The 24,817-nt window shown below is 69.2% G+C and carries 23 protein-coding genes and 1 tRNA gene; 10 read left to right on the top strand and 14 right to left on the bottom strand.

From position 1 onward, the window contains the following. Positions 1–77: 77 nt before the first annotated feature. The 3 genes from MKK53_RS23530 to MKK53_RS23520 form a co-directional block, all read right to left on the bottom strand. Complete coding sequence (locus MKK53_RS23530) at positions 78–563, bottom strand: hypothetical protein (protein ID WP_243931341.1); 486 nt, start codon at positions 561–563, stop codon at positions 78–80. 13 nt (positions 564–576) lie between these two features. Then, a complete protein-coding gene (locus MKK53_RS23525; protein WP_243931339.1) occupies positions 577–2,265 on the bottom strand; it encodes a chromosome partitioning protein ParA in 1,689 nt (562 codons plus the stop codon). Between the two features lie 340 nt (positions 2,266–2,605). Further along, positions 2,606–3,256, bottom strand: coding sequence for a metallophosphoesterase (locus MKK53_RS23520; RefSeq protein WP_243931336.1), 651 nt, complete (start codon positions 3,254–3,256; stop codon positions 2,606–2,608). A 590-nt stretch (positions 3,257–3,846) separates the two neighbouring features. Between MKK53_RS23520 and MKK53_RS23515 the strand changes: the two genes are divergently transcribed. Beyond that, on the top strand, positions 3,847–4,185 hold the full coding sequence (locus MKK53_RS23515; RefSeq protein WP_243931334.1) for a hypothetical protein: 339 nt from the start codon (positions 3,847–3,849) through the stop codon (positions 4,183–4,185). Beyond that, on the top strand, positions 4,185–4,730 hold the full coding sequence (locus MKK53_RS23510) for a hypothetical protein (RefSeq protein ID WP_243931332.1): 546 nt from the start codon (positions 4,185–4,187) through the stop codon (positions 4,728–4,730). The genes MKK53_RS23515 and MKK53_RS23510 overlap by 1 nt, the downstream gene beginning before the upstream one ends. 31 nt (positions 4,731–4,761) lie before the next feature. On the opposite strand, the gene MKK53_RS23505 is transcribed toward MKK53_RS23510, so the two are convergent. Continuing rightward, positions 4,762–4,846 (bottom strand) — tRNA-Leu (locus tag MKK53_RS23505). A 129-nt stretch (positions 4,847–4,975) separates the two neighbouring features. Between MKK53_RS23505 and MKK53_RS23500 the strand changes: the two genes are divergently transcribed. Together MKK53_RS23500 and MKK53_RS23495 are read left to right on the top strand one after the other, a co-directional pair. Beyond that, the gene (locus MKK53_RS23500; RefSeq protein ID WP_243931330.1) at positions 4,976–5,557 is read left to right on the top strand and encodes a YqaA family protein; all 582 of its coding nucleotides are present in this window, start codon (positions 4,976–4,978) and stop codon (positions 5,555–5,557) included. Positions 5,558–5,559: 2 nt separating this feature from the next. Next, the gene (locus MKK53_RS23495) at positions 5,560–6,048 is read left to right on the top strand and encodes a disulfide bond formation protein B (RefSeq protein WP_243931328.1); all 489 of its coding nucleotides are present in this window, start codon (positions 5,560–5,562) and stop codon (positions 6,046–6,048) included. Positions 6,049–6,348: 300 nt separating this feature from the next. Here MKK53_RS23495 and MKK53_RS23490 read toward each other — a convergent pair whose 3' ends face one another. The 4 genes from MKK53_RS23490 to cpdR form a co-directional block, all read right to left on the bottom strand. Continuing rightward, positions 6,349–6,807, bottom strand: coding sequence for a DUF1178 family protein (locus tag MKK53_RS23490; protein WP_243931327.1), 459 nt, complete (start codon positions 6,805–6,807; stop codon positions 6,349–6,351). Positions 6,808–6,825: 18 nt separating this feature from the next. Then, positions 6,826–7,665, bottom strand: a complete 840-nt coding sequence (locus tag MKK53_RS23485; protein ID WP_243931325.1) for a carbon-nitrogen hydrolase family protein — start codon at positions 7,663–7,665, stop codon at positions 6,826–6,828. Next, positions 7,658–7,927, bottom strand: a complete 270-nt coding sequence (gene grxC, locus MKK53_RS23480) for a glutaredoxin 3 (protein ID WP_243931323.1) — start codon at positions 7,925–7,927, stop codon at positions 7,658–7,660. Before grxC ends, MKK53_RS23485 begins: the two co-directional genes overlap by 8 nt. 100 nt (positions 7,928–8,027) lie before the next feature. Continuing rightward, positions 8,028–8,384, bottom strand: coding sequence for a cell cycle two-component system response regulator CpdR (gene cpdR, locus MKK53_RS23475; RefSeq protein WP_003603128.1), 357 nt, complete (start codon positions 8,382–8,384; stop codon positions 8,028–8,030). Positions 8,385–8,596: 212 nt separating this feature from the next. Here cpdR and MKK53_RS23470 point away from each other — a divergent pair, with 212 nt between their 5' ends. Further along, entirely contained in the window at positions 8,597–9,499 is a 903-nt protein-coding gene (locus MKK53_RS23470) for an N-formylglutamate amidohydrolase (protein WP_243931321.1), read from the top strand. A gap of 224 nt (positions 9,500–9,723) precedes the next feature. On the opposite strand, the gene MKK53_RS23465 is transcribed toward MKK53_RS23470, so the two are convergent. Next, positions 9,724–10,590: a UTP--glucose-1-phosphate uridylyltransferase gene (locus MKK53_RS23465; RefSeq protein ID WP_243931319.1), complete on the bottom strand. Its 867-nt coding sequence runs from the start codon at positions 10,588–10,590 to the stop codon at positions 9,724–9,726. Between the two features lie 167 nt (positions 10,591–10,757). Here MKK53_RS23465 and galE point away from each other — a divergent pair, with 167 nt between their 5' ends. From galE to MKK53_RS23450, 3 genes are all read left to right on the top strand, one after another. Beyond that, a complete protein-coding gene (galE, locus tag MKK53_RS23460; RefSeq protein WP_243931317.1) occupies positions 10,758–11,750 on the top strand; it encodes a UDP-glucose 4-epimerase GalE in 993 nt (330 codons plus the stop codon). Then, positions 11,747–12,943 carry a lytic murein transglycosylase gene (locus MKK53_RS23455; protein WP_243931847.1) on the top strand — a complete coding sequence of 399 codons (1,197 nt, stop codon included), beginning with the start codon at positions 11,747–11,749 and terminating at the stop codon, positions 12,941–12,943. The genes galE and MKK53_RS23455 overlap by 4 nt, the downstream gene beginning before the upstream one ends. Positions 12,944–13,086: 143 nt before the next feature. After that, a complete protein-coding gene (locus MKK53_RS23450; protein ID WP_243931315.1) occupies positions 13,087–14,535 on the top strand; it encodes a DUF459 domain-containing protein in 1,449 nt (482 codons plus the stop codon). 49 nt (positions 14,536–14,584) lie between these two features. On the opposite strand, the gene MKK53_RS23445 is transcribed toward MKK53_RS23450, so the two are convergent. The 4 genes from MKK53_RS23445 to gltB all read right to left on the bottom strand — a co-directional run bounded on the left by MKK53_RS23445 (position 14,585) and on the right by gltB (position 21,428). Next, positions 14,585–16,018, bottom strand: coding sequence for a glutamate synthase subunit beta (locus tag MKK53_RS23445; RefSeq protein WP_243931313.1), 1,434 nt, complete (start codon positions 16,016–16,018; stop codon positions 14,585–14,587). Positions 16,019–16,081: 63 nt separating this feature from the next. Then, positions 16,082–16,483: a type II toxin-antitoxin system VapC family toxin gene (locus tag MKK53_RS23440; RefSeq protein WP_243931312.1), complete on the bottom strand. Its 402-nt coding sequence runs from the start codon at positions 16,481–16,483 to the stop codon at positions 16,082–16,084. Then, positions 16,484–16,720, bottom strand: a complete 237-nt coding sequence (locus MKK53_RS23435; protein ID WP_243931310.1) for an antitoxin — start codon at positions 16,718–16,720, stop codon at positions 16,484–16,486. 13 nt (positions 16,721–16,733) lie between these two features. Continuing rightward, positions 16,734–21,428: a glutamate synthase large subunit gene (gene gltB / locus MKK53_RS23430; RefSeq protein ID WP_243931308.1), complete on the bottom strand. Its 4,695-nt coding sequence runs from the start codon at positions 21,426–21,428 to the stop codon at positions 16,734–16,736. Between the two features lie 500 nt (positions 21,429–21,928). On the opposite strand from gltB, the gene MKK53_RS25510 reads away from it, so the two are divergent. Beyond that, positions 21,929–22,846, top strand: a complete 918-nt coding sequence (locus MKK53_RS25510) for a hypothetical protein (RefSeq protein WP_279599221.1) — start codon at positions 21,929–21,931, stop codon at positions 22,844–22,846. Between the two features lie 6 nt (positions 22,847–22,852). On the opposite strand, the gene fdhD is transcribed toward MKK53_RS25510, so the two are convergent. Further along, positions 22,853–23,704, bottom strand: a complete 852-nt coding sequence (gene fdhD / locus MKK53_RS23420; protein ID WP_243931306.1) for a formate dehydrogenase accessory sulfurtransferase FdhD — start codon at positions 23,702–23,704, stop codon at positions 22,853–22,855. Positions 23,705–23,929: 225 nt separating this feature from the next. On the opposite strand from fdhD, the gene coxB reads away from it, so the two are divergent. Further along, positions 23,930–24,769 (top strand): cytochrome c oxidase subunit II, encoded by an 840-nt coding sequence (gene coxB, locus MKK53_RS23415; RefSeq protein ID WP_243931845.1) that lies wholly within the window; start codon positions 23,930–23,932, stop codon positions 24,767–24,769. The last annotated feature ends 48 nt before the right edge of the window (positions 24,770–24,817 follow it).

Here is a 24,817-nt window from a genome sequence, read left to right as displayed (position 1 = left end):
CGCGACGATGCCCCTCCCATCCTTGATGCTGCGGCGTCCCTCGCGCCGCCCCCTGCCGTCCCGGTGGCGGGGGAGCCTCAATGCGCTTCGCCATCCCCCGGATGGAACGGGCGACGGAAACTGGTGATGATCGTATCGTGCAGCCGCGACAGCCACGTTTCGGCGTCGTTGGCACGCACCTCGGCCGCGCGGGCGCGCTCCTCGGACTTGATCAGCCTGCGCTCCAGCGCGGCGACCTGAAGCTCGAGCGCCTTCACCTGCTCCGCCGAGCGGCCGGAGACCTGATGGAGCTGCTGCTCCAGCTCGGTGGCGCGCTCCTCGGAGAAGCGGATCGCCTCGCTCGCCTCCTTGATGAGGTCGATGGCGGACTTGAAGTCGCGGACGGGCCCGCCCTCGGACGCCGGAGGCTGGTGAGGGAAGAAGGACACGTTGCCCGGCAGCGGGACAGGCTCGAAATTCTGCACCGCCTCGGCCGCTGCGGCGGCGGCGGCGGCGTGAGCCTTGAGGGCGGCGTAGGCCGCCGCCTCGTTGTCGTCGTCGATGGGCATACGGACCTGTTCCATCACGGTGACCTACTCACGTATTCATGTCGGTATTGGATCTGTTGTCACGTCCGTCACGCTCCGGCGGCATGAAAGGCGTGACATTGCTCTCCTCGACTCGCTCGACCCTGGCCTCCGGCATGGACAGGCCGAGCAAGCTCGCCGGATCGACGCCGTGGAGGTTGCGCACGGCGCGCTTGAGGGCTTCGTGCTGCTTCTGGAGCGAGGCGCGGGTTTCCCGGGCGATGTCGAGGGCGCCCTGGGCCAGGGCCCGTTCGGAGCGCTCGTTCTGAAGCTCCTCGACCAGCCTGCGGTTGGCGGCCTGGAGCTCGGCCTTCTCGGCCTCGTGCCGGCGTCCGAGCTGCTCCATGCGGTCGGCCAGGGCGGTCACACGGGTCTGGGACTGCTCCATCGCAGCCTCCTTCGCCGCCAACGCCTTCGTCAGCATCTCCGAGCGGTTGTCCGATTCCGAGCGCAGGCGCTGGATCTCCGACACGCGTTCGGTCTGGCGCTGAAGCTCCCCCTGCAGCCCTTCGAGGCGACGGTCGATGGTCGTCCGCTCGATCTGGAGTTCCTTCAGGGTCCGGTCGGCCGTGCGCGCCATCTCCTCCCGCTCGCGCAGCTGGCTGCGGACCTGGGCGAGGAGCTGTTCCAGCGTGCCGGCCCGGCCGAGGGAGGCGTCGAGCTTCATCGCCAGATTCGCCCGGTCGGCGCGGATCGACGCCATCTCAGTCTCGAACTGGCTCTCGCCGCGCTCCCGCGCCGCCGTCTCGGCGGCGAGCTGGGCCTCCAGATCGCGGTTGCGCTGGCGCAGCACCTCGATCTGCTGGGTCAGCTCCACGACCCGCGCCTCGGCCTCCGACAGCCGCACCGCCTGCTCGCCCGCGAGGGACTGGAGGCGCCGGGCATCCTGCTCGCTCAGGCTGAGCCGCTCGCCGAGATCGGTCAGCTCCCGCTCGGCCCGGGTCATCGCCTGATCGGCGGCCTGGGCCTCGATCCTGAGCGACTTGTTCTCCCCCGTGAGCGCGCGCACCTGCTCGGTTTCGGCGAAGAGCTGACGCTCCATGTTCTCAACGGCGACCGTCCGGTCGCGCACCCGCACCCGCAGCTCCTCGTTCTCGGAATCGCGCTCGCGCAGCTGCGATTCGAGACGCTGCAGCTCCGTGGTCGCCGCCGCCAGCTCGTTGGAGCTGGTGGCCGCGCGGCCGCTCACCTCGGCCAGCTCCCGCTGGAGGCCGCGCATGTGCTCCTGCTCGCGGGCCAGCAGCACCTCGAGCTCGGCGATCTTGATCTTCGCCTGGGGCAGCTCGTCGGCCACGCCGGAGAGGGGGGCGAGGATCTGGGCGAAATCGGCCTGAAGGGTCTTCAGGTCGTCCAGCCGCTCCATCATCTGGCTGATCCGCACGCGGACCATCTCGCCGCGCTGCCCGATGGCGTCGAACGCGCTGTAGGGATGGGGCGCGGCGACCTCCTCCTGGCGCGGCGGCTCGCGCGGCGGCTGCCGCTGCGGCACCTCGCGTGCAGGCTCCCGCGGCGGCTGCGGCTGCCGCTGCGGCGGCTCCTGCGGCTGCCGGGGTTGCTGACGGGGCGCCTCCTGCCGGACGCCGTTCTGGAACTCGAGTTCAGGCAACCAATCGGTGTTCGACGGCGGCAGGGAGCCCCGGGACGAGTCAGACGATCCCGATCCCTGCCCGAGCAGGCGCTTGATCGGCATCCATGCCATTGCCCGATCTCCTTCGCGCTCAGCCACGGCCAGGCCCACCCCTCGTTCAAAGCGCCCGAGAGACCCTATTGACTTCCCGACGGCAAGACCAGACCGGCCGGGGCCGGATCGGACAACCTTAAGATGCGTCAGCGAGGTTGCGCAGCCTCACCGCGACGTTTTCTCCGCCTATCCGCCGGGAGGTGCAACAGTCAAACAATGCTTTCCTCGGATTTTTGCCAGTCTCGCAGGAAATCCGGCGCCGACGAAATCAATGAAGGACAACACTTTTTCTGCTTGTTGCAAATTTGCAACCTTCGGCGCCGACCTCACTGCGGTCACAGGCAAATGGACCGCTCACCTACCGGACCTGGATAATGTCGATCGGATCGGGCTGGCTGTCGTCGAAGATGCCGCATGTGAACACGCCGGTCTGGCACCCGGCGGTGTCGAGGTTGCAACGGTGCGGCAGGATTTCCGGCAATCCGTCGGCCTGGGGAAAATGGCCGTGGACGAGGAACCGCGGGAACAGGCCGGCGGTGGGGGCGAGGGGTGCTCTGGCGCAGAGGAGCAACGTCTCGTCCTGCAGGTCCATCTCACCGATGGCAGGATCGATGGAGGCGTGCACGAAGACGCGGTGCGCGTCCTCGACGTAGGGCACGAGCTTCCGGCGCAGGAAGTCCGTGTAGCGATCCGGGATCTCGGAGGCTTTCGCCACGCCGAAGCTACGGAGGGTCTGTCCGCCACCGTGATAGTCGAAGTTCCAGACCGAGCGCGTATCCCCCCGCGCCGCCGCCAGCAGCATCATGTCGTGGTGGCCCCGCAGGGCCGTGATGGACGGGGTGTCGATCAGGCAATCGAGCACCTTGCGCGAATCCGGCCCGATATTGACGTAGTCGCCGAGCAGCACGACCCGGGCAGCCTTGCCGCCGGAATGCTGTGCGATCCGCTCAAGCACGAGACGCAGGCCATCGAAGCAACCGTGAATGTCTCCGACGGCGTAGGTGCTCATTCAACCGAACCTGCGGTGCCGGACACCGTAAACGCCGCCGGCCAACAGGCCGTCCGCGTCCGCACCGGCCACCGCCGCGCCCCGCGCGATCGCCCGTCCAACGAATACAATTGATCACATTTTTCGTTTTGCTTGGAAAGGATGCGCAGCTCCGGTTTCCACATTCATCCGATGATCGGGGCCGGCCCCGGCGGGCTGCACACTCCGGAACCCGACTCGCCCCCTCGGCCGAGGGAAGGCTACTGGCTAGACTTCCGGAACGGTCCGACATTAACTGTCATCACGATCCGTCGGATAGAGTTGGGGCGAAAACCGGGAAAACATGCCCGTGCCAACGGTTTGGCACTTGAGTCGGCGCCGAATTCAGACAAAATTAAGGACATGGCTCAGCGTTGAGCATTGCCTTCGTACGGGCGCTGCCGATCATGTTTCCAAATATTAATCCGGTCAAGAAACTTAAGTTCGAGCGCACTGAAGACTTCAACGCCCCGGTGCCGTCCGGCACAGGCGGGGTTGCACCTGCCGACAGCATTGCGATCATTTTGAAAGCCTTCGGATCATCCATCGACGACGACTTGCCGAGGCCCCCGATGCGCGAGTCCGGTTCGGATTGGTCCGTCCTCATCGAGCGGATCCGCGCCTCGGCCGCCAGGGTCCGGGAGGTGGAGGCGCAGGCCAGCGAGCGCGAGACCCTGATCGAGGGGATCCTGGAACGCGTGCGGGCCGATCTCGGCGCCGCGGAGGAGCGCGTCCGCGTGGCCGAGGCGCAGACCGCCCGGGCCGAAGCCGCCGCCGCGGAGCGCATCCGCGCCGCGGAGGCGCGGTTGGCCGAGGCCGAGGCGCGGGCCCGCACCTCGGAGGAATGGCTGAAACGCATCCACGAGACGATCTTCAGCGAGTTCGCGGTCATCGACGAGGGCCGGTCCTGATGTCGCGCAGCGCGCAGGACCGTCCGCCCCAGCCGGGCGTCCGGCTGGACGAGACCCTTCCGCAGGGGGGAGACGCCCTGGAGCGCCCCACCCTGCGCCAACTCCTGGCTCCCTCACGGCTGAGCGACGAGCGTTTCGGCGTGGTGCACCTCTTCCCCGAGGCCTCGGCCGCCGACGGCGCGTCCGGGGAACTGAATTGGCCCGCGGCGATCGAACTGATCCGCGATGTCGGCACGCGGATGCGGCAGGCCCGCCGCTTCGCCCAGGACGTGGTGGAGCATTCCCAGGCCGTGGTCGACGGCGCAATGCACCGGCTCGAGGAGGCCGAACGGCGCCTCCGCCTCGCCGAATCGGCCGCCCGGGACGCGCATATCCGCGCCGAGCGTGCGGAGTTGGCGGCGCAGATGGCCGATGCGCGGGCCCGCCGGGCGGAGGAGGAGACGGAGCTGAACCGCGCCAAGCTCGCGGAGGCGCAGATGTGGCTGAAGCGGCTCTACAGCAGCGTCCAGATCGAGTTCCGCGACCTGACGGAAGACCGGGACTGAGGCGGGGCGGAGGGCCGGCCCAGCGTGCCGATGGTGCGGGTAGAGGGAATCGAACCCCCACGCCTTGCGGCTGGCGATTTTGAGTCGCCCGCGTCTACCAATTCCGCCATACCCGCGCGCCGGGGCTCATGGCACAGGTCGGCCCGGGGGGCCAAGAGGTTTCTCCGCAAGCCGCCCTCTCTGGCCTTACGCGGTGGCCTGTGCTTGAAGGGGCGCCGCTCCCTTCCCTCTGTCCGGACGATCTGATGCTGCGCCGGCTCTATGCCTGGATCCTGGCCCTCAGCGATCGGCCGTCCGCACCCTACGTCCTCGGGGCCGTGGCCTTCGCGGAAAGCTCGTTCTTTCCCCTGCCGCCGGACGCGATGATGGTGCCCATGTCGGTCAGCCGGCCCGATAGGGTCTGGCTCTACGCCACCGTGGCGACGGTCTGCTCGGTGGTCGGCGGCCTTCTCGGCTACGCCATCGGCGCGCTCCTGTTCGATTCCGTCGGCCAAGTGCTCATCAAGCTCTACGGCCTGCAGAACTCGGCCGAGACGTTCCAGCGGTCCTACGCCGAGTACGGGCACTGGGTGATCCTGCTGAAGGGGCTGACGCCGATCCCCTACAAGATCGTCACCATCACCTCGGGCTTCGCCCATTACAGCCTGTTCTGGTTCACCGTGCTGTCCATCGTCACGCGCGGCGCACGGTTCTTCCTGCTGGCCTTCTTCCTCGGCCGCTACGGCGTACAGATCCGCGGCGTGCTCGACCGTCACCTCAACGTGGTGGTCGCCATCTCGGTGGCGGCGATCATCCTCGGCTTCGTCCTGTTCAAGGTGATCCTCTAGCGATGGATACGAAGGCAGCCCTGCGCATCAAGACCGCCGGCCTCTGGCTCGCCATCGGGGCGGCCATCACGGTCGGCGCGGCCCTGACGCTCCAGTACGTCTACGGCTACGTGCCCTGCAAACTGTGCCTGACGGAGCGCCTGCCCTACTACGCCGCGGTGCCGCTGGGGATCATCGCCCTGTTCGCGCCCGTGCGGGTGGCCCGCCTCGCGCTGGGCCTCGCCGCGCTCGGCTTGCTCTACGGCGCGGGTGTCGGCGTCTACCATGCCGGCGCCGAATGGGGCTTCTGGCCGGGGCCGACCGATTGCGGCGGCGGTACGGGTGCCAACCCCGCCGCCGTCAACGACTTCATGAATTCGCTTCAGACCGTGCGGGTGGTCGATTGTTCTGTCGCGGCCCTGCGCGTCCTCGGCGTCTCGCTCGCCGGCTGGAGTGCACTCGTCTCCTTCGCCCTCGCCTCCCTGGCGGGCATGGCCGCGGTAAGACGGTAAGTTCATGGATTCGACGTTATCCGTAGCCGCGAAATTTCGGCCGAGACAAGTCTCTCTGTTTCGCGCAGACCGGCAGGATGAGCGCGGCCCTATCGTTTGTGCCGCGCCTTAAGGCGAGCCCTCGCTTCTTCACCGTCTATGCGAACGGAGCGAAGCAATCCAGGGATCCGCCATGGTTCGGAAACGTCCCGCTGCCCTGGATTGCTTCGCTCCGCTCGCAAAGACGGAGGGAGCTGGCGTCTGTCCGGCCAGACTCTCGGGATGCGGTGGAGGGGGGGGCCAACTCGTTCGATAACGCCTCTAGTTCCGGTCGACCGGCAGGGGCGGCAGGGGCGCCACGTCGATGCCCTCCTCCACGAGGGCGCGGGCCTCGTCCAGGCTTGCCCGGCCGTGGATGGAGCGGCCCTCCGCTTCGCCGTAATGGATCTTCCGGGCCTCCTCGGCGAAACGCTCGCCGACATGCTCGGACGTGGCGGTCACGTGGGCGTGCAGCGCCTTGATCGCCTCCCGGACCTTGCGCTCCGGTTCCGAGATCATCCGCACCGGAGCCTCGGCGGGTAGTTGCGGGGACGGGGCGGGGACGGATGGCCTGTCCGTGCGCGCCACCATGGGGGCCATCACCGCCTTGGAGACCGCGACGGTGCCGCAGGTCGGGCAGGTGACGAGCCCGCGGCCGACCTGGGTCTCGTAGGAATCGGAAGAGGGAAACCAACATTCGAAGCCGTGGGCGGCTTCGCAGACCAGATTGTACCGGATCATTCTCGTATCGATGAGGTGTCAGGAACGGGCGGCGATGCGCGCGACGGTGAATGGCCGGGCGTGACGAAGCGCCGGGATGCGCGCCTGCGCATCGGCCACCAGGGACAGATCGATCTCGGCCAGGATCACGCCGGGCTCGGTTCCGGCCTCGGCGAGCACCCGGCCCCAGGGATCGACGATCAGCGAATGCCCGTAGGTCTCGCGACCGTCCTCGTGCAGCCCGCCCTGGGCCGCCGACACCATGAACGCGCCCGCCTCGATGGCCCGCGCCCGCTGGAGGACCTGCCAATGCGCCTCGCCCGTCTGCCGGGTGAAGCAGGCCGGGCCGGTGAGCACCTCGGCCCCCGCCTCGGCGAGCGCCCGGTACAAGGCGGGGAAGCGGATGTCGTAGCAGATCGACAGGCCGAATGTGGCGAGCGGCGTCTCGGCGACGACGGCGCAGCCGCCGCCGGTATAGGTCGATGATTCCCGCCAGCTCTCGCCGCTCGGCAGATCGACGTCGAACAGGTGAAGCTTGTCGTAGGAGGCGACGACCGCGCCATCCGGGCCGATGAGGAAGGCCCGGTTGGCGATCTTGTCCCCGCTGCGGATGGCGAGGGAGCCGACCTGCACCCAGGTGCCCGTCTCCCGCGCCGTCTGGCGCAGGGCCGCCAAGGTCGGGTCCGAGGCGTCGTCGGTGACGACGGCGAACAGCCGTTCCTTGCTGCGCTCCACCAGGGAGGTCATCTCCGGCGTCTGGACGTAGCGTGCCCCCTGCGCCGCAGCCTCGCGCAGGCCGGCGACGGCGGCATCGCGATTGGCCGCGGGGTCGCGGCCCGAGCGCATCTGCACGCAGGCGGCGACGAACCGCTCAGACATTGGCCGGGGCCTTCAGCAGCGGATCGAGCTCGCCGCCGCGGTCGAGGGCGTACAGATCGTCGCAGCCGCCGACATGCGTCGCGCCGACGAAGATCTGCGGAACGCTCGTCCGCCCTCCGGCCCGCTCGACCATCGTCGCCCGGGAGCCCGACACGCGCTCGACGTCGATCTCCTGGAAGGCCACGCCCTTCTTGGCCAGCAGGCTCTTGGCCGCCGCGCAGTAGGGGCACCAGGATGTCGTATAGATCGTGACCGGCTGCATGTCGGCTGCGTCCCGCGCGGAAGGTCCCCCATATAGGGGCTTCCCGCAGGACTTGCCTATGACCCTCAGGTCACGCCGGACACAGACGCGCCCGGCGGCCTCAGGCCGCCAGCAGCTTCTCGACCTCGTTGACGAGATCGCGCAGGTGGAACGGCTTGGACAGGACTTTCGCGTCCTTCGGGGCCTTCGAGTCGGGGTTGAGCGCCACCGCCGCGAAGCCGGTGATGAACATCACCTTGATGTCCGGGTCGAGCTCGGTGGCCCGGCGGGCCAGCTCGATCCCGTCCATCTCCGGCATCACGATGTCGGTGAGGAGCAGCTCGAACGGCTCCTCCCTCAGGCGGTTGTACGCCGAGAGGCCGTTGTCGAACGAGAGCACGTCGTAGCCTGCGTTCTGCAGCGCCTTGGCGAGGAAGCGGCGCATATCATTGTCGTCTTCCGCCAGCAGAATTTTCATCGGACGGTTCCGAGCCCTTGAATCGAAGCGTTGATCCCATAAAGGGACGACTTGGTAAACAACGGGTAACCGATCCGGTCCCGCAAACTGACAAACCCGCGAACGGCGGTATGCCGCGGGCGGGATGACGACCAGTGGACAGGGGCGAATCCGCGCCCCAGACTGTGTGACTGCCGGGATACGGGATCGCGATCGGAGCGTCCACGCCGACGATGACAATCTCCGCCACAGAACCGTCAGGGCCCGCCGCCCTGTTCGACCCGCCCTTCGTCGTGGACGAGCCGGACCGGCACGCCATCCCCTTCGTCTTCAATACCGGGCATTCCGGCGCCGTCTACCCGGCCTCCTTCCTCGCGGCCTCGCGGCTCGACGGGTTGAGCTTGCGCCGCTCGGAGGATGCCCATGTCGACCGGCTGTTCGCGCCGGTGGTGGGCCTCGGCGCGCCGCTCCTCCGCGCCCACTTCCCCCGGGCCTTCCTCGACGTGAACCGGGAGCCCTACGAACTCGACCCCCGGATGTTCGAGGGCCGGCTGCCACCCTATGCGAACACCCGCTCCATGCGCGTGGCCGGGGGGCTCGGCACGGTGCCCCGCGTGGTGGCGGACGGGCAGGAGATCTACGGCGGCCGCATCCCCGCGACCGAGGCGGTGGCGCGGATCGAGACGCTCTACAAGCCCTACCACAGGACATTGCGGGGGCTGATCCAGCGCACGGCGAAGAGCCATGGCTGCTGCATCCTGATCGATTGCCATTCGATGCCCTCGACGAGCCTCGGGCGCGACGACGCCAAGGCGGACGTCATCCTCGGCGACCGTTACGGCACCGCCTGTACCCCCGCCCTGATCGATGCCTTCGAGGCGCAGTTCCAGGCGCGCGGGTTCCGCGTGGTGCGCAACAAGCCCTATGCCGGCGGCTTCATCACCGAGCATTACGGCGAGCCCAACCTCGGCCGACATGCGCTGCAGATCGAGATCAACCGGGCGCTCTACATGAACGAGACGAGCCTCGCCCTCACCGCGGACTTCGCAGGGCTCGTCGTGGCGCTGGAGAGCATCGTGGCGGCGGTGGCGACGGGCTCCGCCGAGGTCACGTTCCCCCGCATGGCCGCGGAGTGAACGCGGCTCCCCCCATCTCGGCGGGGTGGCCCAAAAGAAAAAGGCCACCCCCGAAGGAGCGGCCCGAAGTCTAGGGAGGAAACGCCCAAGAAGGGCAACAGGCCCGCGACGCCATCGCGTTCCTGCAATGCACAAATTAAAGTGCGCCGCACAAAACACAAGGGGCAAAGCGGAGCTCGAGCCCGCTTTGCGCGCATGGCTCCCACCGCGCGGGTGCAGACCCGTCAGTGTTCGCCGAGGAGCTTGGCGATCTCCGCCTTGAGGGGCCCGGCGAGGTCCGGCCGCTCCAGGGCGTAGGCGACGTTGGCCGTGAGGAACCCGAGCTTCGAGCCCGTGTCGTAGGTCCTGCCCTCGTACCGCATGCCGAAGAATTCCTGTTCGCCCATCAGGTCGATCATCGCGTCGGTGAGCTGGATCTCGCCGCCCGCCCCCTTCTTGCCGTGCTCAAGGATGCCGAAGATCTCGGGTTGGAGGATGTAGCGGCCGGAGATGATGAAGTTGGACGGGGCCGTGCCCTGCTTCGGCTTTTCCACCATGCCGGTGATCTCGAAGGTCTGGCCGAAGGTCTGGCCGACGCTGACGATGCCGTACTGATGAGTCTCCTCGGGGGCGACCTCCTCGACCGCGATGACGTTCCCGCCGTGCCGCTCGTAGGCCGCCAGCATCTGGCCCATGCAGCCGCGGCTCAGCATGTCGGGGAGCAGCACGGCGAAGGGCTCGTCGCCGACGATCTCACGGGCGCACCAGACCGCGTGGCCGAGGCCCAGCGGCGCCTGCTGACGGGTGAAGCTCGTCTGCCCGGCCTTGGGCAGGTCCTTCTTGAGGTCCTCGTAGGCGGCGGTCTTGCCCCGCTCCTGCAGGGTGCGGTCCAGTTCGAAGGCGATGTCGAAATGGTCCTCGATCACCGCCTTGCCGCGGCCGGTGACGAAGATGAAATGCTCGATGCCCGCCTCGCGCGCCTCGTCCACCACGTGCTGGACCACGGGCCGGTCCACCACGGTCAGCATCTCCTTGGGGACGGCCTTGGTCGCCGGCAGGAAACGCGTGCCCAGACCCGCAACGGGGAGGACGGCCTTGCGGATGGGTTTCATCGAACGTTGGCCTTAGATCCAGAGAGTTGAAGAACGACCCGAACGATGAGACAGACCGGGCCGGACGCCGCAAGGGCCACTTCATGATACTGCCAAGCGGTTCGCCGTAAATATATCGTCGGTCGCTACGTGTTGAGTTAATGCGCGGCGGGAACGAAGGAGATGAGATGGCGGTCCTGGTGACAGGCGGTGCCGGGTATATCGGCAGCCACATGGTGCTCGCGCTCCTCGATGCGGGGCACGAGGAGGTGGTCGTCCTCGACGACCTCTCGACGGGATTCGACTGGGCGGTGCCGGAGGGCGTGCGCCTCGTCGTGGGCGACGTGGCCGATCAGGACCTCGTGGCCCGCACCATCCGCGAGTACGGCATCGATGCGCTCGCGCATTTCGCCGCCAAGATCGTCGTGCCGGAATCGGTCTCCGATCCCCTCGGCTACTACCTCGCCAACACGGTGAAGACGCGGGCGCTGATCGAGGCGGCCGTCGGCGCGGGCGTGCGCCACGTCATCTTCTCCTCGACGGCCGCCGTCTACGGCGAGCCCAAAACCGTGCCGGTGACGGAGACGGTCCCCCTCAACCCGATCAATCCCTACGGCCGCTCGAAGCTGATGAGCGAGTGGATGATCGGCGACGCCGCGGCGGCGCTGGGCTTCACCTACGTGGTGCTGCGCTATTTCAACGTCGCCGGGGCCGACCCCAAGGGCCGCTCGGGTCAATCGACCCCGAACGCCACGCACTTGATCAAGGTCGCCACCCAGGCCGCCCTCGGCCAGCGGGAGCGCCTGGACGTCTACGGCACGGATTACCCGACCCCGGACGGGTCCTGCCTGCGGGACTACATCCAGGTCACCGACCTCGCGGAGGCCCACCGCCTCGCCCTCGACCACCTCCGCGCCGGCCACGAGAGCCTCGTGATGAATTGCGGCTACGGTCGCGGCTACTCGGTCCTCGAAGTGGTCGAGGTGGTCAAGAAGGTCTCGGGGAAGGACTTTTCCGTGCGGATCTGCCCGCGCCGGCCGGGGGATCCGGCCCAGATCGTGGCGAGCGCCGAGAGGATCCGCCATCACCTCGGTTGGGTGCCGCGCTACGACAACCTCGAGACCATCGTCACCCAGGCCCTCGCCTGGGAGGATCGCCTCGCCAAGCGCAACCGGGTCTGACCGCGGTGCGCCGGCTCGCGGCGGCCCTGGCCGCCCTCGCGCTGACCCTCGGCCCGCCGGCGGCGGCCGAGCCCGGCGGGGGCACACCCTTCGCGGGCTTCCTGGCCGAGCTGCGCCGCGATGCCGCCGCCCGGGGCATCACGGACGCGACCTTCGACGCCGCCTTCCGCGACGTGAGGGCGCCCGATCCGGCGATCCTCGCGCGCACCCGCGGCCAGGGCGAGTTCAGCCGGCCGGTCTGGGACTACCTCGTCGGCGCGGTGTCCCCCGGCCGCATCGCCCGTGGCCAGGCTAGGGGACGGACCCTCGCGGCGACCCTGCGCGCCATCGAGGACCGCTACGGTGTGCCCGGATCGGTGGTCCTGGCGATCTGGGGGGTCGAATCGGATTTCGGCGCCAGCGCCGGCACCGTGCCGACGATCCGCGCCCTCACCACCCTCGCCGTCGCCGGCCATCGCGGCACCCTGTTCCGGGATGAGCTGCTCGGCGCGCTCCAGGTGCTCCAGCGGGGCGATGTCACCCCCGCCGCCATGACCGGCAGTTGGGCGGGGGCGATGGGGCAGGTGCAGTTCCTGCCCTCGACCTATCTCGGCCATGCCGTCGACTTCGACGGGGATGGACGCCGGGACATCTGGCGCGACGACGCCGACGCCCTGGCCTCCATCGCCGCCTACCTGAAGGACCTGGGCTGGAACCCGTCCCTGTCCTGGGGCTACGAGGTGCGCCTCCCCGAGGGATTCGACCTCGCCAGTCCCGCGGCCGAACTCCCGGATTTCGCCGGCCGTGGCGTGGTCAGGGCTGATGGCCGGGCGCTGCCCCGGACGGGGAAGGCGAGCCTGTTCCTGCCAGGGGGCCTGGGCGGCCCGGCCTTTCTCCTCACCGGCAATTTCGAGGTGATCCGGGGCTACAACACGTCGGATTCCTACGCGCTCGCGGTCGGCCACCTCGCCGACCGGCTCGCCGGTGGACCTCCCCTCGCGGCCCCGTGGCCGGTCAAGGCCCCCCGCCTCGACACCGCGGGGCTGAAGGCGTTGCAGCAGGGCTTGGCGGGCAAGGGCTTCTATCAGGGCGAGGCGGATGGCCGGGCCGGGCCGAAGCTGCGGGAGGCGGTGCGCCGCTACCAGATCGATGCCGGGTTGCCCGCGGACGGTTACGCCTCACCGGCGCTGCTCGCGCATCTCCAGGGGCGATGAGCCCGCTACGGTCGGACCCGCATCGCGCATCCTCCCCAGTCTGATCCCCTGCACGGGGGGACGGCGCGAACAGGCGCTTAGACGGCGAAGGCCGCATCCGCTATCGTGGCGCGTGCCCACGGGCGCGCGCAAGGCGTGAGTGCATGACGGTGTCCTTCTCTCCTCCCCAGAGTGTTGCGCGGCGGCGGGCCCTCGTTGCGGCGCTCCTGGGCTTCACCGGCCTGGCCGCATTCGCGCCCACCGGCGCCGCGGCGCAATGGGGGGACGGCTATTCCGATCCGCGGGGCGGCTACTACCAGGCACCGCCCCGCCGCCGCCCGCGGGACGCCTATTACCGCGACGACGGCGCCTACGCCCGCCAGCCTCGCTACGCCCCGCAGCCGGAGCCGCAGCGCCAGTTCTACTGGCCGTGGGAGGACCGCCCCCAGCAGGCCGCGCCGCCGCCGGAGCGGGCCTACCGCCCGCCGCCGCCGCGCCAGCGCGTCCCCGCGACCGCCGACCGCCAGGGCGGCGGAGGCCCCAGCGCGACCACGACCCGGCGCAGGCAGCACCCCGTCCGTACGCCGGAGCCCCCGAAGGCCGCCGCGGCGAAGAGCGATCCCAGCGTCCAGATCGCCGTGTTCGGCGATTCCCTCGCAGACCATCTGGCGAAGGGCCTCGATGATGCCTTCGAGGACAACTCCGACGTCGCGGTGATCGACCGCGCGAAGGGCGACAGCGGTCTCGTCCGAAAGGACGTGGTCGATTGGCCGAAGGTGGCGGACGACTACCTTCAGGCCAATCACAAGGTGCGCTACGGCCTCGTGATGGTCGGCGCCAACGACCGGCAACCGATCCGCGACGGCGATGTGACGGTCGATCCGCTCACTGACCGCTGGAAGGAGCTCTACCGCGCCCGCGTCGAGGCGATGGTGAAGCCCTTCACCGACCGGAAGGTCCCCCTGATCTGGGTCGGACTGCCGCCGATGGAGAGCGCGGGCCTCACCCGCGACCTCGCCTCCATCAACGATGTCGTGCGGGATGCGGTGACCAAGGCGGGGGCGACCTATGTCGACATCTGGCCCGGCTTCGTGGACGACCGCGACCGCTACGCCTCCTCGGGGCCGGACCCGGAGGGTCAGATCGCGAAGCTGCGGACGTCGGACGGCGTCCATTTCACGAAGGCCGGCAACCGGAAGCTCGCCCATTTCGCCGACATCGAGCTGAAGCGGCTGATGGGCACCGCCTCGCCCCCCGTGTCCGAGCAGCCCGCCACGGCAGCCGTCGCGCCGGGTGCACCGGTCGGCGTACCGGGCGCGACCCTCGACGGCGGCGAAACAGCCCCCTCCGACACGGCGGCCATCGACCGCCAGATCACCGCGATGCTGCCGAGCCTGCCGGAGCCCGCCGGCATCCCCGCCCTGCCGGTGAAGCCGGCGGCGGGGCCCGTCGTCCCGCTCCTCCGCAACGAGACCTCGCCCGGCGGCACTCTGATGAGCGGACGCCCCCTCGACGGGGACGCGACCGGCACCGTGGAGCGCACGCTCCTGCGGGGGAACGCCCCCGCCCCGCAGCCGGGGCGGGCCGACGATTTCCGCTGGCCTCCAGGGTGACGGATGTCGTCGGGGCTGACGCCCCGACACCCGCCACCCCGGAACCCGATCAGCGCGGGAGGACGCTGGCGCCCATCAGTGCCTCGTCGATGGCGCGGGCGGCCTGACGGCCCTCCCGGATCGCCCAGACGACCAGGGACTGGCCGCGGCGCATGTCGCCCGCCGCCCAGATCTTCGCGTCGGAGGTGCGGTAATCCTCCTCGTTCGCGTCGATGTTGCCACGCTTCGTGACACCCACGCCCGACTGCTCCAGCAATCCCTTCTGGACCGAGCCCGCGAAGCCGATCGCCATGAAGACGAGGTCGGCCGGCATGACGAACTCGCTGCCCGGGATCGGCTGGCGCTTGGCATCGACCCGGGCGCAGACTACGCCCGTCAGCACGCCCTTCTTGTTGCCTTCGAGCCGCAGCGTCGCCGCCTGGAACTCGCGCTCGGCGCCCTCGGCCTGGCTCGACGAGGTCCGCATCTTGGTCGGCCAGTAGGGCCACACCGTCAGCTTGTCCTCCCGCTCCGGCGGCCGGGGACGGATGTCGAGCTGCGTCACCGACAGGGCGCCCTGGCGGAAGGCCGTGCCGACGCAATCCGAGGCCGTGTCACCGCCGCCGATCACCACGACGTTCTTGCCGTTGGCCAGGATCGGCGCTTCGCCGTTCCCGCGCATCGGCTCCTGGCCGACCCGGCGGTTCGACTGGATGAGGTAGGGCATGGCGTAGTGGACGCCGTCGAGCTCCTGGCCCGGCAGGTTCGGGTTGCGCGGATCCTCGGCACCGCCGCAGAAGATCACCGCGTCGAACTTCGCCTTGAGCTCCTCGACGGAATTCGTGACGCCGATGTTCTGGTTGTAGTGGAAGACGACGCCCTCGGCCTCCATCTGCTTCACGCGCCGGTCGATGTGGCGCTTCTCCATCTTGAAGTCCGGGATGCCGTAGCGGAGCAGGCCACCTGCCTTGGATTCCCGCTCGAAGACGTGCACGTCGTGCCCGACCCGGGCGAGTTGCTGCGCCGCCGCCATCCCCGCCGGCCCGGAGCCGATCACCGCCACGCGCTTGCCCGTGCGGACTTCCGGTGCCTCGGGCTTGATCCAGCCCATATTCCAGGCGCGGTCGGCGATGGCCTGCTCGATCGTCTTGATGGCGACCGGCTGGTTCTCGAGGTTGAGGGTGCAGGCTTCCTCACAGGGCGCCGGACACACGCGGCCGGTAAATTCCGGGAAGTTGTTCGTGGAATGGAGGTTGCGCGAGGCCTCCTCCCAATCCGACTGGAACACGAGGTCGTTCCAGTCCGGAATCTGGTTGTGCACGGGGCAGCCGGTGGGGCCGTGGCAGAACGGGATGCCGCAATCCATGCAGCGGGCCGCCTGCTTGGTGAGGTCGTGCTCGTCCAGCGGAAGCGTGAACTCGCGGAAGTGCCGGACCCGGTCAGCGGCGAGCTGGTACTTCTGCTCCTGCCGATCGAATTCGAGGAAGCCCGTGATCTTGCCCATCGATCAGTCCACTCGCGCCGTTGTCTCTGTCCGTTGAAGCCGGTGTGCCCTGGCCGAAGATCGTCAGGGCCGAAGCCAGTTCTCGATCGTCAGGCCGGGGATCCGCCCAAACTCTCTCGTATTGTCCGTCACCAGAATGCTCTCGTCGGCGACCGCATGGCTTCCGATGAGCAAGTCGTTGCCCCCGATCGGCGTCCCCTCCCTCTCGAGGAAAGTCCGCAGATCGGCGTAGATCCTATCGCAGGGCGGATGCCACGGCGCGATGGCGATGGCCGCCAGCACCGCCTCCACCTGCCGGGTCAACCGTTCCGACCCTTTTCTCGCAGCGCCGTAACGCAATTCGGCCGCCACGACGATGGAAGTGTAGACCGCCTCCTCGCTGACCTTCGCAATCGTCTCGGCCACGACGCCCCCCGGATGCCGCACCAGCGCCGAGAGAATGTTGGTGTCGAGCAGGTAGCGCATTCACAGCCGGATTTCGTCCGGCTGCGGGTCCACGATGTCCGGCCAATCCGTATCGAGGTCGTCGAGCCCCGCCAGCACGGCCAGCAGCGAGGATGGCGCCACGGGTTCGAGCACGAGCCGGCCGCCGTCGGTGCGAAGGATCGCCTCCTCCGCCCGCAACGCGAAGCCAGCGGGAATCTCGACCCGCTGCCCTCCTGGCGTCCGCACGAGGCGGACGCGCGCGACCTGCTCCCCCATGGTTCGGCCTCCCCTACTCCGCCGCCACCGGCATCCGCGCCATCTCCATCTCACGGAGCGCCCGGCGGTACTCCACCGGCATCACCTTGACGAACCTCGTGCGGTAGCCCGCCCAGTCGTCCAGGATCGCCTTGGCCTTCGGGCTGCCCGTGTACTTGAGATGGTTGGTGATGAGCTGCGAGAGCCGCTCCTCGTCGTGGCCCGACATGTCGGCGAGGATGTCGACCCGGCCCTTAGTCTCCAGGTCGCCATCCTGGTGGAAGCGACGCATCAGGTCGTCCTCCTCCTCGACGGGTTCGAGATCCACCATCGACAGGTTGCACCGCTTCGAGAACGACCCGTCCTCGTCGAGGACGTAGGCGAGTCCGCCCGACATGCCCGCCGCGAAGTTGCGCCCGGTCTCGCCGATCGACACCACGACGCCGCCGGTCATGTACTCGCAGCCATGGTCGCCCATGCCCTCGACCACGGCGATGGCGCCGGAGTTACGGACGGCGAACCGTTCGCCCGCCGAACCGCGGATGTAGCACTCGCCCGCGATGGCCCCGTAGAGGACGGTGTTGCCCACCATGATCGTCCGCTCGGCCGGCGCCCGGAGGGCGTCGCTCGGCCGGATGATCAGCTTGCCGCCGGACAAGCCCTTGCCGACATAGTCGTTGCCGTGGCCGGTCAGCTGGAGGGTCACCCCCGCCGCGGCCCAGGCACCGAAGCTCTGCCCGGCCGTCCCCGACAGGTGCACCTTGATGGTGTCGTCGGGCAACCCGTCATGGCCGTAGGCCTTGGCGACCTCGCCGGACAGCATCGCCCCCGCCGCACGGTCCGAGTTGCGGATCGTGTCGGTGAGCACCACCGGCTCGCCGGTCGCGAGGGCGTTGCGGGCCCCCTCGATCAGCCGCCGGTCGAGGACGTGCTCGATCGGGTGGTGCTGACGCTCGACATGGCGGTGCGCCACGTCGGGCCCGACCTCGGGCCGGTGGAACAGCTTCGTGAAGTCGAGCCCGCGCGCCTTCCAGTGGGAGATGGCCGCGACCTTGTCGAGGACGTCCGAGCGGCCGATCGCCTCCTCGAGCTTCGTGAAGCCGAGGGCGGCCAGGATCTCCCGCACCTCCTCCGCCACGAAGAAGAAGTAGTTCACCACGTGCTCGGGCGTGCCCTTGAAACGCTTGCGCAGGACCGGATCCTGCGTCGCCACGCCCACCGGACAGGTGTTCAGGTGGCACTTGCGCATCATGATGCAGCCCGCGGCGATCAGCGGGGCGGTCGAGAAGCCCATCTGGTCGGCGCCGAGCAGCGCCGCGATGATCACGTCCCGCCCGGTGCGCAGGCCGCCATCGGCCTGGAGGGCGACGCGCCCGCGCAGGCCGTTGAGCACCAGCGTCTGCTGGGTCTCGGCGAGGCCGGTCTCCCACGGGCCGCCTGCATGCTTGAGCGAGGTGAGCGGCGCGGCGCCCGTGCCCCCGTCGAAGCCGGAGATGGTGATGTGGTCGGCCCGCGCCTTGGCGACGCCCGCCGCCACGGTGCCGACGCCGACCTCAGAGACGAGCTTCACCGACACGTCCGCCGACGGGTTCACGTTCTTCAGGTCGAAGATCAGCTGGGCCAGATCCTCGATGGAGTAGATGTCGTGATGCGGCGGCGGCGAGATGAGGCCGACGCCCGGCGTAGCGTAGCGGACCTTGGCGATCTTGGCATCGACCTTGTGGCCCGGCAGCTGGCCGCCTTCGCCGGGCTTGGCGCCCTGGGCGACCTTGATCTGCATCATGTCGGAGTTGACGAGGTACTCCGTCGTGACGCCGAACCGCCCCGAGGCCACCTGCTTGATCGCGGACCGGCGCGAACGTCCGTCCGGCAGGGGCTTGAACCGCTCCACCTCCTCGCCGCCCTCGCCCGAGTTCGAGCGACCGCCGAACGAGTTCAGGGCGATGGCCAGCGTCTCGTGCGCCTCCTTGGAGATGGAGCCGTAGGACATCGCCCCCGTGGCGAACCGCTTCACGATGTCGGCGGCCGGCTCGACGGCGTCGAGCGGCACCGGGGTCCGGCCGATCTCCTCGGCGGACCGGATGCGGAACAGGCCCCGCAGGGTCTTGAGCTGGTTCTCCTGCTGGTTCACCAGCTTGGCGTATTCCCGGTAGCGCTCGGGCACGTTGAGGCGCACCGCGTGCTGCAGGGTCGCCACCGTGTCCGGCGTCCAGGTGTGGGCCTCGCCACGCAGGCGGTAGGCGTACTCGCCGCCGACATCCAGCGCGTTGCGGTAGACCGGGGCGTCACCGAACGCGTCCCGGTGGCGGCGCACGGTCTCCTCGGCGACCTCGGCCATGCCGACGCCCTCGATGGTCGTCGCCGTGCCGAAGAAGTCCCGGGCCACGAAGGCCGAATTCAGGCCGACCGCGTCGAAGATCTGCGCGCCGCAATAGGACTGGTAGGTCGAGATGCCCATCTTGGACATCACCTTCAGCAGGCCCTTATCGATGGCCTTGATGTAGCGGTAGATGATCTCGTCGTCGGTGAGGTCGGGCGGGAACTCGTCCTTCATCTCCGTGAGGGTCTCGAAGGCGAGATAGGGGTTGATCGCCTCCGCACCGTAGCCGGCGAGGCAGGCGAAGTGGTGCACCTCCCGCGGCTCACCGGATTCCACCACGAGCCCCACCGAGGTGCGCAGCCCCTTGCGGATCAGGTAGTTGTGGACCGCCGCGGTCGCGAGCAGCGCCGGGATCGGGATACGATCCGGCCCCACCGCGCGGTCGGTGAGCACGATGATGTTGTAGCCGCCGCGCACCGCCGCCTCGGCCCGGTCGCACAAGCGGTCGAGGGCGCCCTCCATGGCCGCCGCGCCGCTCTCGGCGGGGTAGGTCATGTCGAGGGTCTTGGTGTCGAACCGGTCCTCGAAGTGGCCGATCGAGCGGATCTTCTCGAGGTCGCCGTTGGTGAGGATCGGCTGGCGCACCTCCAGCCGCTTCCGGCGGGACGCGCCCTCCATGTCGAGCAGGTTCGGCCGCGGCCCGATGAACGAGACGAGGCTCATCACCGCCTCCTCGCGGATCGGATCGATCGGCGGGTTGGTCACCTGCGCGAAGTTCTGCTTGAAATAGGTGTAGAGCAGCTTCGACTTCTCGGAGAGGGCCGAAAGCGGCGTATCCGTCCCCATGGAGCCGACCGCCTCCTGGCCCGTGACGGCCATGGGCTGCATCAGCAGCTTCAGGTCTTCCTGGGTGTAGCCGAACGCCTGCTGGCGATCGAGCAGCGCCACGTCGCTGCGGCTCTCGCGCGGCACGACGGGCTTCAGATCTTCGAGGACGATCTGCGTGTTGCGCACCCAGTCGGCATAGGGATGCGCCTGCGCCAGCTCGCCCTTGATCTCCTCGTCGGAGACGATCCGGCCCTTCTGCAGATCGATGAGCAGCATCCGCCCCGGCTGGAGGCGCCAGGACTGGACGATCTTCTCGTCCGGGATCGGAAGGGTGCCGGCCTCCGAGGCGAGGACCACAAGGCCGTCGTCGGTGACGATGTAGCGGGCCGGACGCAGGCCGTTCCGGTCCAGCGTCGCGCCGATCTGGCGGCCGTCGGTGAAGGCCACGGCGGCCGGGCCGTCCCACGGCTCCATCAGGGCGGCGTGGTACTCGTAGAAGGCGCGCCGCTCCTCGTCCATGAGCGGGTTGCCCGCCCAGGCCTCGGGGATGAGCATCATCATGGCGTGGGCGAGCGGGTAACCGCCCATCACCAGGAACTCGAGGGCGTTGTCGAAGCAGGCGGTGTCGGACTGACCCTCGTAGGAGATCGGCCAGAGCTTCGAGATGTCGTTCCCGAACAGCTCGGAATCGACGCTCGCCTGCCGGGCGGCCATCCAGTTCACGTTGCCGCGCAGGGTGTTGATCTCGCCGTTATGGGCGACGAACCGATACGGGTGCGACAGGCGCCAGGTGGGGAAGGTGTTGGTGGCGAAGCGCTGGTGCACCAGGGCCAGCGCCGAGACGAACCGCTCGTCCTTCAGGTCGAGGAAGTAGTTCCCCAGCTGGTTCACCAGCACCATGCCCTTGTAGACGATGGTCCGGGTCGACACAGAGACCGGGTAGAACTCCTTCATCCGCGCGTCGTCGTGACCGTAGATGGTGTTCGAGATCGCCTTGCGGGCCACGTAGACCCGGCGCTCGAACGCATCCTGATCGCTCACCGAGGCCGGACGGCCGATGAAGACCTGCCTGTGGCAGGGCTCCGTCGCCAGCACCGCCTTGCCGAGGTCGGACGAGTCGACCGGCACGTCGCGCCAGCCCAGCAGGGGCAGGCCCTCGGCGGCCAGCGTCGCGGCGACGATCCCCTCGATCACCCGGCGCGGCTGCTCGGCCTTGGGCAGGAAGAGTTGCGCGATGGCGTATTGCCCCGCCGGGGGAAGCTCGAAGCCGAGGCGCGAGCACTCCTCCGCGAAGAAGGCATGCGGGATCTGCGTGAGGATACCGCAACCGTCGCCCATCTTCGGGTCCGCGCCGACGGCGCCCCGATGGTCGAGATTCTCCAGGATCTTCAGGCCCTGCGCGACGATGGAGTGGCTGCGCCGGTCGTGCATGTCGGCGATGAAACCGACGCCACAGGCGTCGCGTTCATGGGCAGGGTTGTACGCGCCCTGGGCTTTGGGAAGCGCAGGGTCACGCACGATCAGCGGCATCGTGGCGCCGCGGGGAGCGTTCGGCTCGGGGGCGTATCCGCGTCCAGCCATGCTTCCTCTTGTCCCTTCCCTCGTCGCGAGCCGCGCCCGACCCATCGGGAACTGCGAGCAGGTTTCGTGCCTCGATATCACCTACGGCCGGCCGGGGCGCAAAAGACGCAGCGGACCGCCCCGTGTGGCGGTGCCCGGAGGCCCGCATGCACGAAGGCGTCGCGGTCTCGTCTGCCGGCTCTGGCGCCCACGCGCGACATGCGACCGAGGCGAATGGGACAGTGCTCCTGTCCTAAGTTGTGAAGTTGGCAGATTGAAGTGGTTTCAGCAAGGGCCGCAGCACGTTGGCCCACCCCTCACCCCGGCCCGCGGCCGGGGCGAATTAGCACGGCCCCACCCTTCGCAATATCGCCCGAATCCGGGGTTCTACGGGAGAGGCCGAGCACAAGCGGCATGCGGGGCAACGACCTCGCCGGCATGGCCGACGACCGGGCGAACCGGACGAGGCCATGCCGGAACCGGACTACCCGGCCGGGTCTCCAGAATCGGGAACGAGTGTGATGAGCGAGCGCGCCATGTCCGAGAGCGCCTCCGAGTGCGCCCCCATAGGTCGATATCCCCGTTCAGGAGGCTGGCCGGGGCACCGCGCGTTCCGCGCCGCCATCCTCACGGCAGGCCTTCTGCTCGCCGGTGCCGGAGGCGCGGGTGCCCAGGGCTTCGACCGGACCTTCTTCGATGACGACGTTCTGCCGCCCCGCGTCATCGCGTGGCGGTTGGCCGACCGCGGCTTCACCAACCTGTCGCGCCCGCACTTCGACGGGCGATTCTATCTTGTGGATGCGGTCAATCCGGCCGGCCTGCCCGTGCGCCTCGTCCTCGACCCGATGAACGGGGCGATCGTCGGCCGCGGGCGCATGCCCGGCCAGGAGGTGTATGCCCGCCTGGAGCGGCCGCCCACGCGTCCCATGCCGGGCTACGGCTGGACCGAGGACGACGTCGCCCGCCCGGTGCCGATTCCCGCCGAGCCCGGCCCGGGCATGCGCCTGCCCCGCCGACCGGGCCCCGACGCCGCCCGGCCCGGGGAGGGGAACCCGCTCGGCCTCAATCCCGATGGCAGCCACCGGACGGAGCCCCCACGCCGGGTCGCCCGCACCAGTCCGACCCGGACGCCCGACCGGCCCCCTGCCCGGGTGAGCCCGGCCGCACCCGCGCCGAAGGTGACCCCCGAGGCGGCTCGGCCGGAGCCGGCTCCTCCCACTCCCGCGGCCAATGCGAACCCGGCGCCCGACAGGGCCCCGGCCGTAAAGGAGGCCCCCGCTCCGGCCGCCGAGCCGAAGCCCGTCGCCGTGGCCGCCCCGAAGCAGGAGTGGCGAGACCCGCCCGCAGAGGGCAAGCGCCCCGTCCGGGTGATCGGCGGCGCGACGATCGTGCCGGGCATCCCCGAGAAGGACGGCGAGGCGCCGCAGCCCCAGCCGTAGCGGACCTCAGGCCCCGCCGTGGACGAGCCGCTCCCCACCGGTGAAGACGGTGAGGGAATCGGACCGGGCGATGGCACAGAGGGTGAGGCCGTGCGCCTTCGCCCGCTCCAGAGCGAGGGAGGTCGGCGCGGAGATCGCCACGACCGCGCCCGCGCCGAGGCGAACCGCCTTCTCCACCATCTCGAATGAGCACCGGCTGGTGATGACGAGGAACCCGTCGGCCGGATCGGTGCCGGCGCGGATCAGGGCGCCGATGAGCTTGTCCAGGGCGTTGTGCCGGCCGACATCCTCGCGCACGGCCGTCAACGTCCCGTCGAGCCGCGCCCAGGCCGCCGCATGGACGGCCCGCGTCCTCGCCCCCAGACGCTGCTCCGAATCGAGGGCTGAGAGCGCCCGCCCCACCGACTCGACCGGGAGCCGCAGGGAAGGCGCCGTCCGCGGGACCGCATGGGGAAGGGAGGCCAGATCCTCGATGCCGCAGACGCCGCATCCGGTGCGCCCGCTGATCGCCCTCTTCCGCGCCAGATGCTCGCGCAGCCGCCCGGGGGCGAGTTCCACGAGGAGGCGCAGGCCGTCCGGCGCCGCCTCGACCCGGACTTCCCTGACTTCGGCGGCCTCCTCGATGATCCCCTCGGTGAGGCTGAACCCGTAGGCGAAATCCTCGAGGTCGCCGGGGGTGGTCATCATCACCGCATGCGGCACGCTGCCGTAGATGAGGTTGACCGGGGCCTCGACGGCCAGGGGCCGCAGGCCGGGTTTGGCGGCCGGATCGTCGTAGGCGATGACGGACATCGGCACCTCGACCGACAGTGGCATTCCCGCCGGCCCGGAGCCGCCGTTCCCCGTCTCCGCGGACATCAGCGTACCGTCCCGATGGACCGTGCGCAGGCCACAGGAACGACGCCCTGAAAGCCTTCCATGCGACGCTTGGGTGGTTGCACCGGGAACGTCCTTGTGATCTGAAGCCACACGCGGAAGCTCGGTCAGCGATTGGCCGCGCTATCCGTCAGGTCGGCGATGGTTCCCGCACAGTCAAGACGGGGCGGCTGATCTGAAGCAAGTGGACGGGGAGCCATGAGAGGCATGCGGACGGTGCGGACGATCACCAGGTCATTCTGGACTTTACCGTTCCTCGGCTCACTCCTTGCCGGCACGTCGCAGGTGTCGGCCGCCGGGTTCGGGCAACCCGTTCCGTGGGAGATGAGCCGGCAGATCCCGGTCACCGAGAACGCCCGCGACATCCTCAATTTCGAGATCGGGCTGCACTGGCTCTCGCTGGCGATCTCCCTGTTCGTGCTGGGCTTGATCCTGTGGTGCGTCTTCCGCTTCGGCGAGAAGCGGAACCCGACGCCCTCGCGCTTCACCCACAACACCGCCATCGAGGTCGCCTGGACCATCGTCCCGGTGCTGATCCTCGTCGCGGTGGCGATCCCCTCGTTCCGCCTGCTGCGCACGCAGCTCTCGGACCCGAAGGCGGACATGATCGTCAAGGTCATCGGCCACGCGTGGTACTGGTCCTACGAGTATCCGCAGACCGAGCAGGGCGGCGGCTTCACGTTCGACGCCAACCTCGATGAGGACAAGCAGCCCCGCCTCCTGCAGACCGACAACGAGATGGTCGTGCCGGTGGGCAAGATCGTGAAGATCCAGGTCACCGCCGCGGATGTGCTGCATTCCTGGGCGATGCCGTCGTTCGGCTTCAAGATCGACGCGGTGCCCGGCCGCCTGAACCAGATGTGGTTCAAGGCCGAGAAGGAAGGCACGTTCCACGGCCAGTGCTCGGAGCTGTGCGGCCAGCGCCACGCCTACATGCCGATCGTCGTGCGCGTCGTGAGCGAGCAGGCCTACGCGGACTGGCTGAAGGAGGCCAAGACCAAGTACGCCGCCCTCGACAACGGCAAGAGCTTCGCCGAGGCGCGCTGAGGCGCGCCCGCTTTCCGAAACGCACCCGTCCACCCGTAAGGCACGTCA

Origin of the sequence: Methylobacterium sp. J-076 (assembly GCF_022829405.1) — a bacterium.
Taxonomy (GTDB): Bacteria; Pseudomonadota; Alphaproteobacteria; order Rhizobiales; family Beijerinckiaceae; genus Methylobacterium.
Note: the sequence above shows the minus strand (reverse complement) of the source record. Positions and strands in the feature narration are given on the sequence as shown.

Coding starts and splice junctions, on each gene's coding strand:
- MKK53_RS23530 (WP_243931341.1), bottom strand. CDS start 563: ATGGAACAGGTCCGTATGCCCATCGACGACGACAACGAGGCGGCGGCC.
- MKK53_RS23525 (WP_243931339.1), bottom strand. CDS start 2,265: ATGGCATGGATGCCGATCAAGCGCCTGCTCGGGCAGGGATCGGGATCG.
- MKK53_RS23520 (WP_243931336.1), bottom strand. CDS start 3,256: ATGAGCACCTACGCCGTCGGAGACATTCACGGTTGCTTCGATGGCCTG.
- MKK53_RS23515 (WP_243931334.1), top strand. CDS start 3,847: ATGCGCGAGTCCGGTTCGGATTGGTCCGTCCTCATCGAGCGGATCCGC.
- MKK53_RS23510 (WP_243931332.1), top strand. CDS start 4,185: ATGTCGCGCAGCGCGCAGGACCGTCCGCCCCAGCCGGGCGTCCGGCTG.
- MKK53_RS23500 (WP_243931330.1), top strand. CDS start 4,976: ATGCTGCGCCGGCTCTATGCCTGGATCCTGGCCCTCAGCGATCGGCCG.
- MKK53_RS23495 (WP_243931328.1), top strand. CDS start 5,560: ATGGATACGAAGGCAGCCCTGCGCATCAAGACCGCCGGCCTCTGGCTC.
- MKK53_RS23490 (WP_243931327.1), bottom strand. CDS start 6,807: ATGATCCGGTACAATCTGGTCTGCGAAGCCGCCCACGGCTTCGAATGT.
- MKK53_RS23485 (WP_243931325.1), bottom strand. CDS start 7,665: ATGTCTGAGCGGTTCGTCGCCGCCTGCGTGCAGATGCGCTCGGGCCGC.
- grxC (WP_243931323.1), bottom strand. CDS start 7,927: ATGCAGCCGGTCACGATCTATACGACATCCTGGTGCCCCTACTGCGCG.
- cpdR (WP_003603128.1), bottom strand. CDS start 8,384: ATGAAAATTCTGCTGGCGGAAGACGACAATGATATGCGCCGCTTCCTC.
- MKK53_RS23470 (WP_243931321.1), top strand. CDS start 8,597: ATGACAATCTCCGCCACAGAACCGTCAGGGCCCGCCGCCCTGTTCGAC.
- MKK53_RS23465 (WP_243931319.1), bottom strand. CDS start 10,590: ATGAAACCCATCCGCAAGGCCGTCCTCCCCGTTGCGGGTCTGGGCACG.
- galE (WP_243931317.1), top strand. CDS start 10,758: ATGGCGGTCCTGGTGACAGGCGGTGCCGGGTATATCGGCAGCCACATG.
- MKK53_RS23450 (WP_243931315.1), top strand. CDS start 13,087: ATGACGGTGTCCTTCTCTCCTCCCCAGAGTGTTGCGCGGCGGCGGGCC.
- MKK53_RS23445 (WP_243931313.1), bottom strand. CDS start 16,018: ATGGGCAAGATCACGGGCTTCCTCGAATTCGATCGGCAGGAGCAGAAG.
- MKK53_RS23440 (WP_243931312.1), bottom strand. CDS start 16,483: ATGCGCTACCTGCTCGACACCAACATTCTCTCGGCGCTGGTGCGGCAT.
- MKK53_RS23435 (WP_243931310.1), bottom strand. CDS start 16,720: ATGGGGGAGCAGGTCGCGCGCGTCCGCCTCGTGCGGACGCCAGGAGGG.
- gltB (WP_243931308.1), bottom strand. CDS start 21,428: ATGGCTGGACGCGGATACGCCCCCGAGCCGAACGCTCCCCGCGGCGCC.
- MKK53_RS25510 (WP_279599221.1), top strand. CDS start 21,929: ATGAGCGAGCGCGCCATGTCCGAGAGCGCCTCCGAGTGCGCCCCCATA.
- fdhD (WP_243931306.1), bottom strand. CDS start 23,704: ATGTCCGCGGAGACGGGGAACGGCGGCTCCGGGCCGGCGGGAATGCCA.
- coxB (WP_243931845.1), top strand. CDS start 23,930: ATGCGGACGGTGCGGACGATCACCAGGTCATTCTGGACTTTACCGTTC.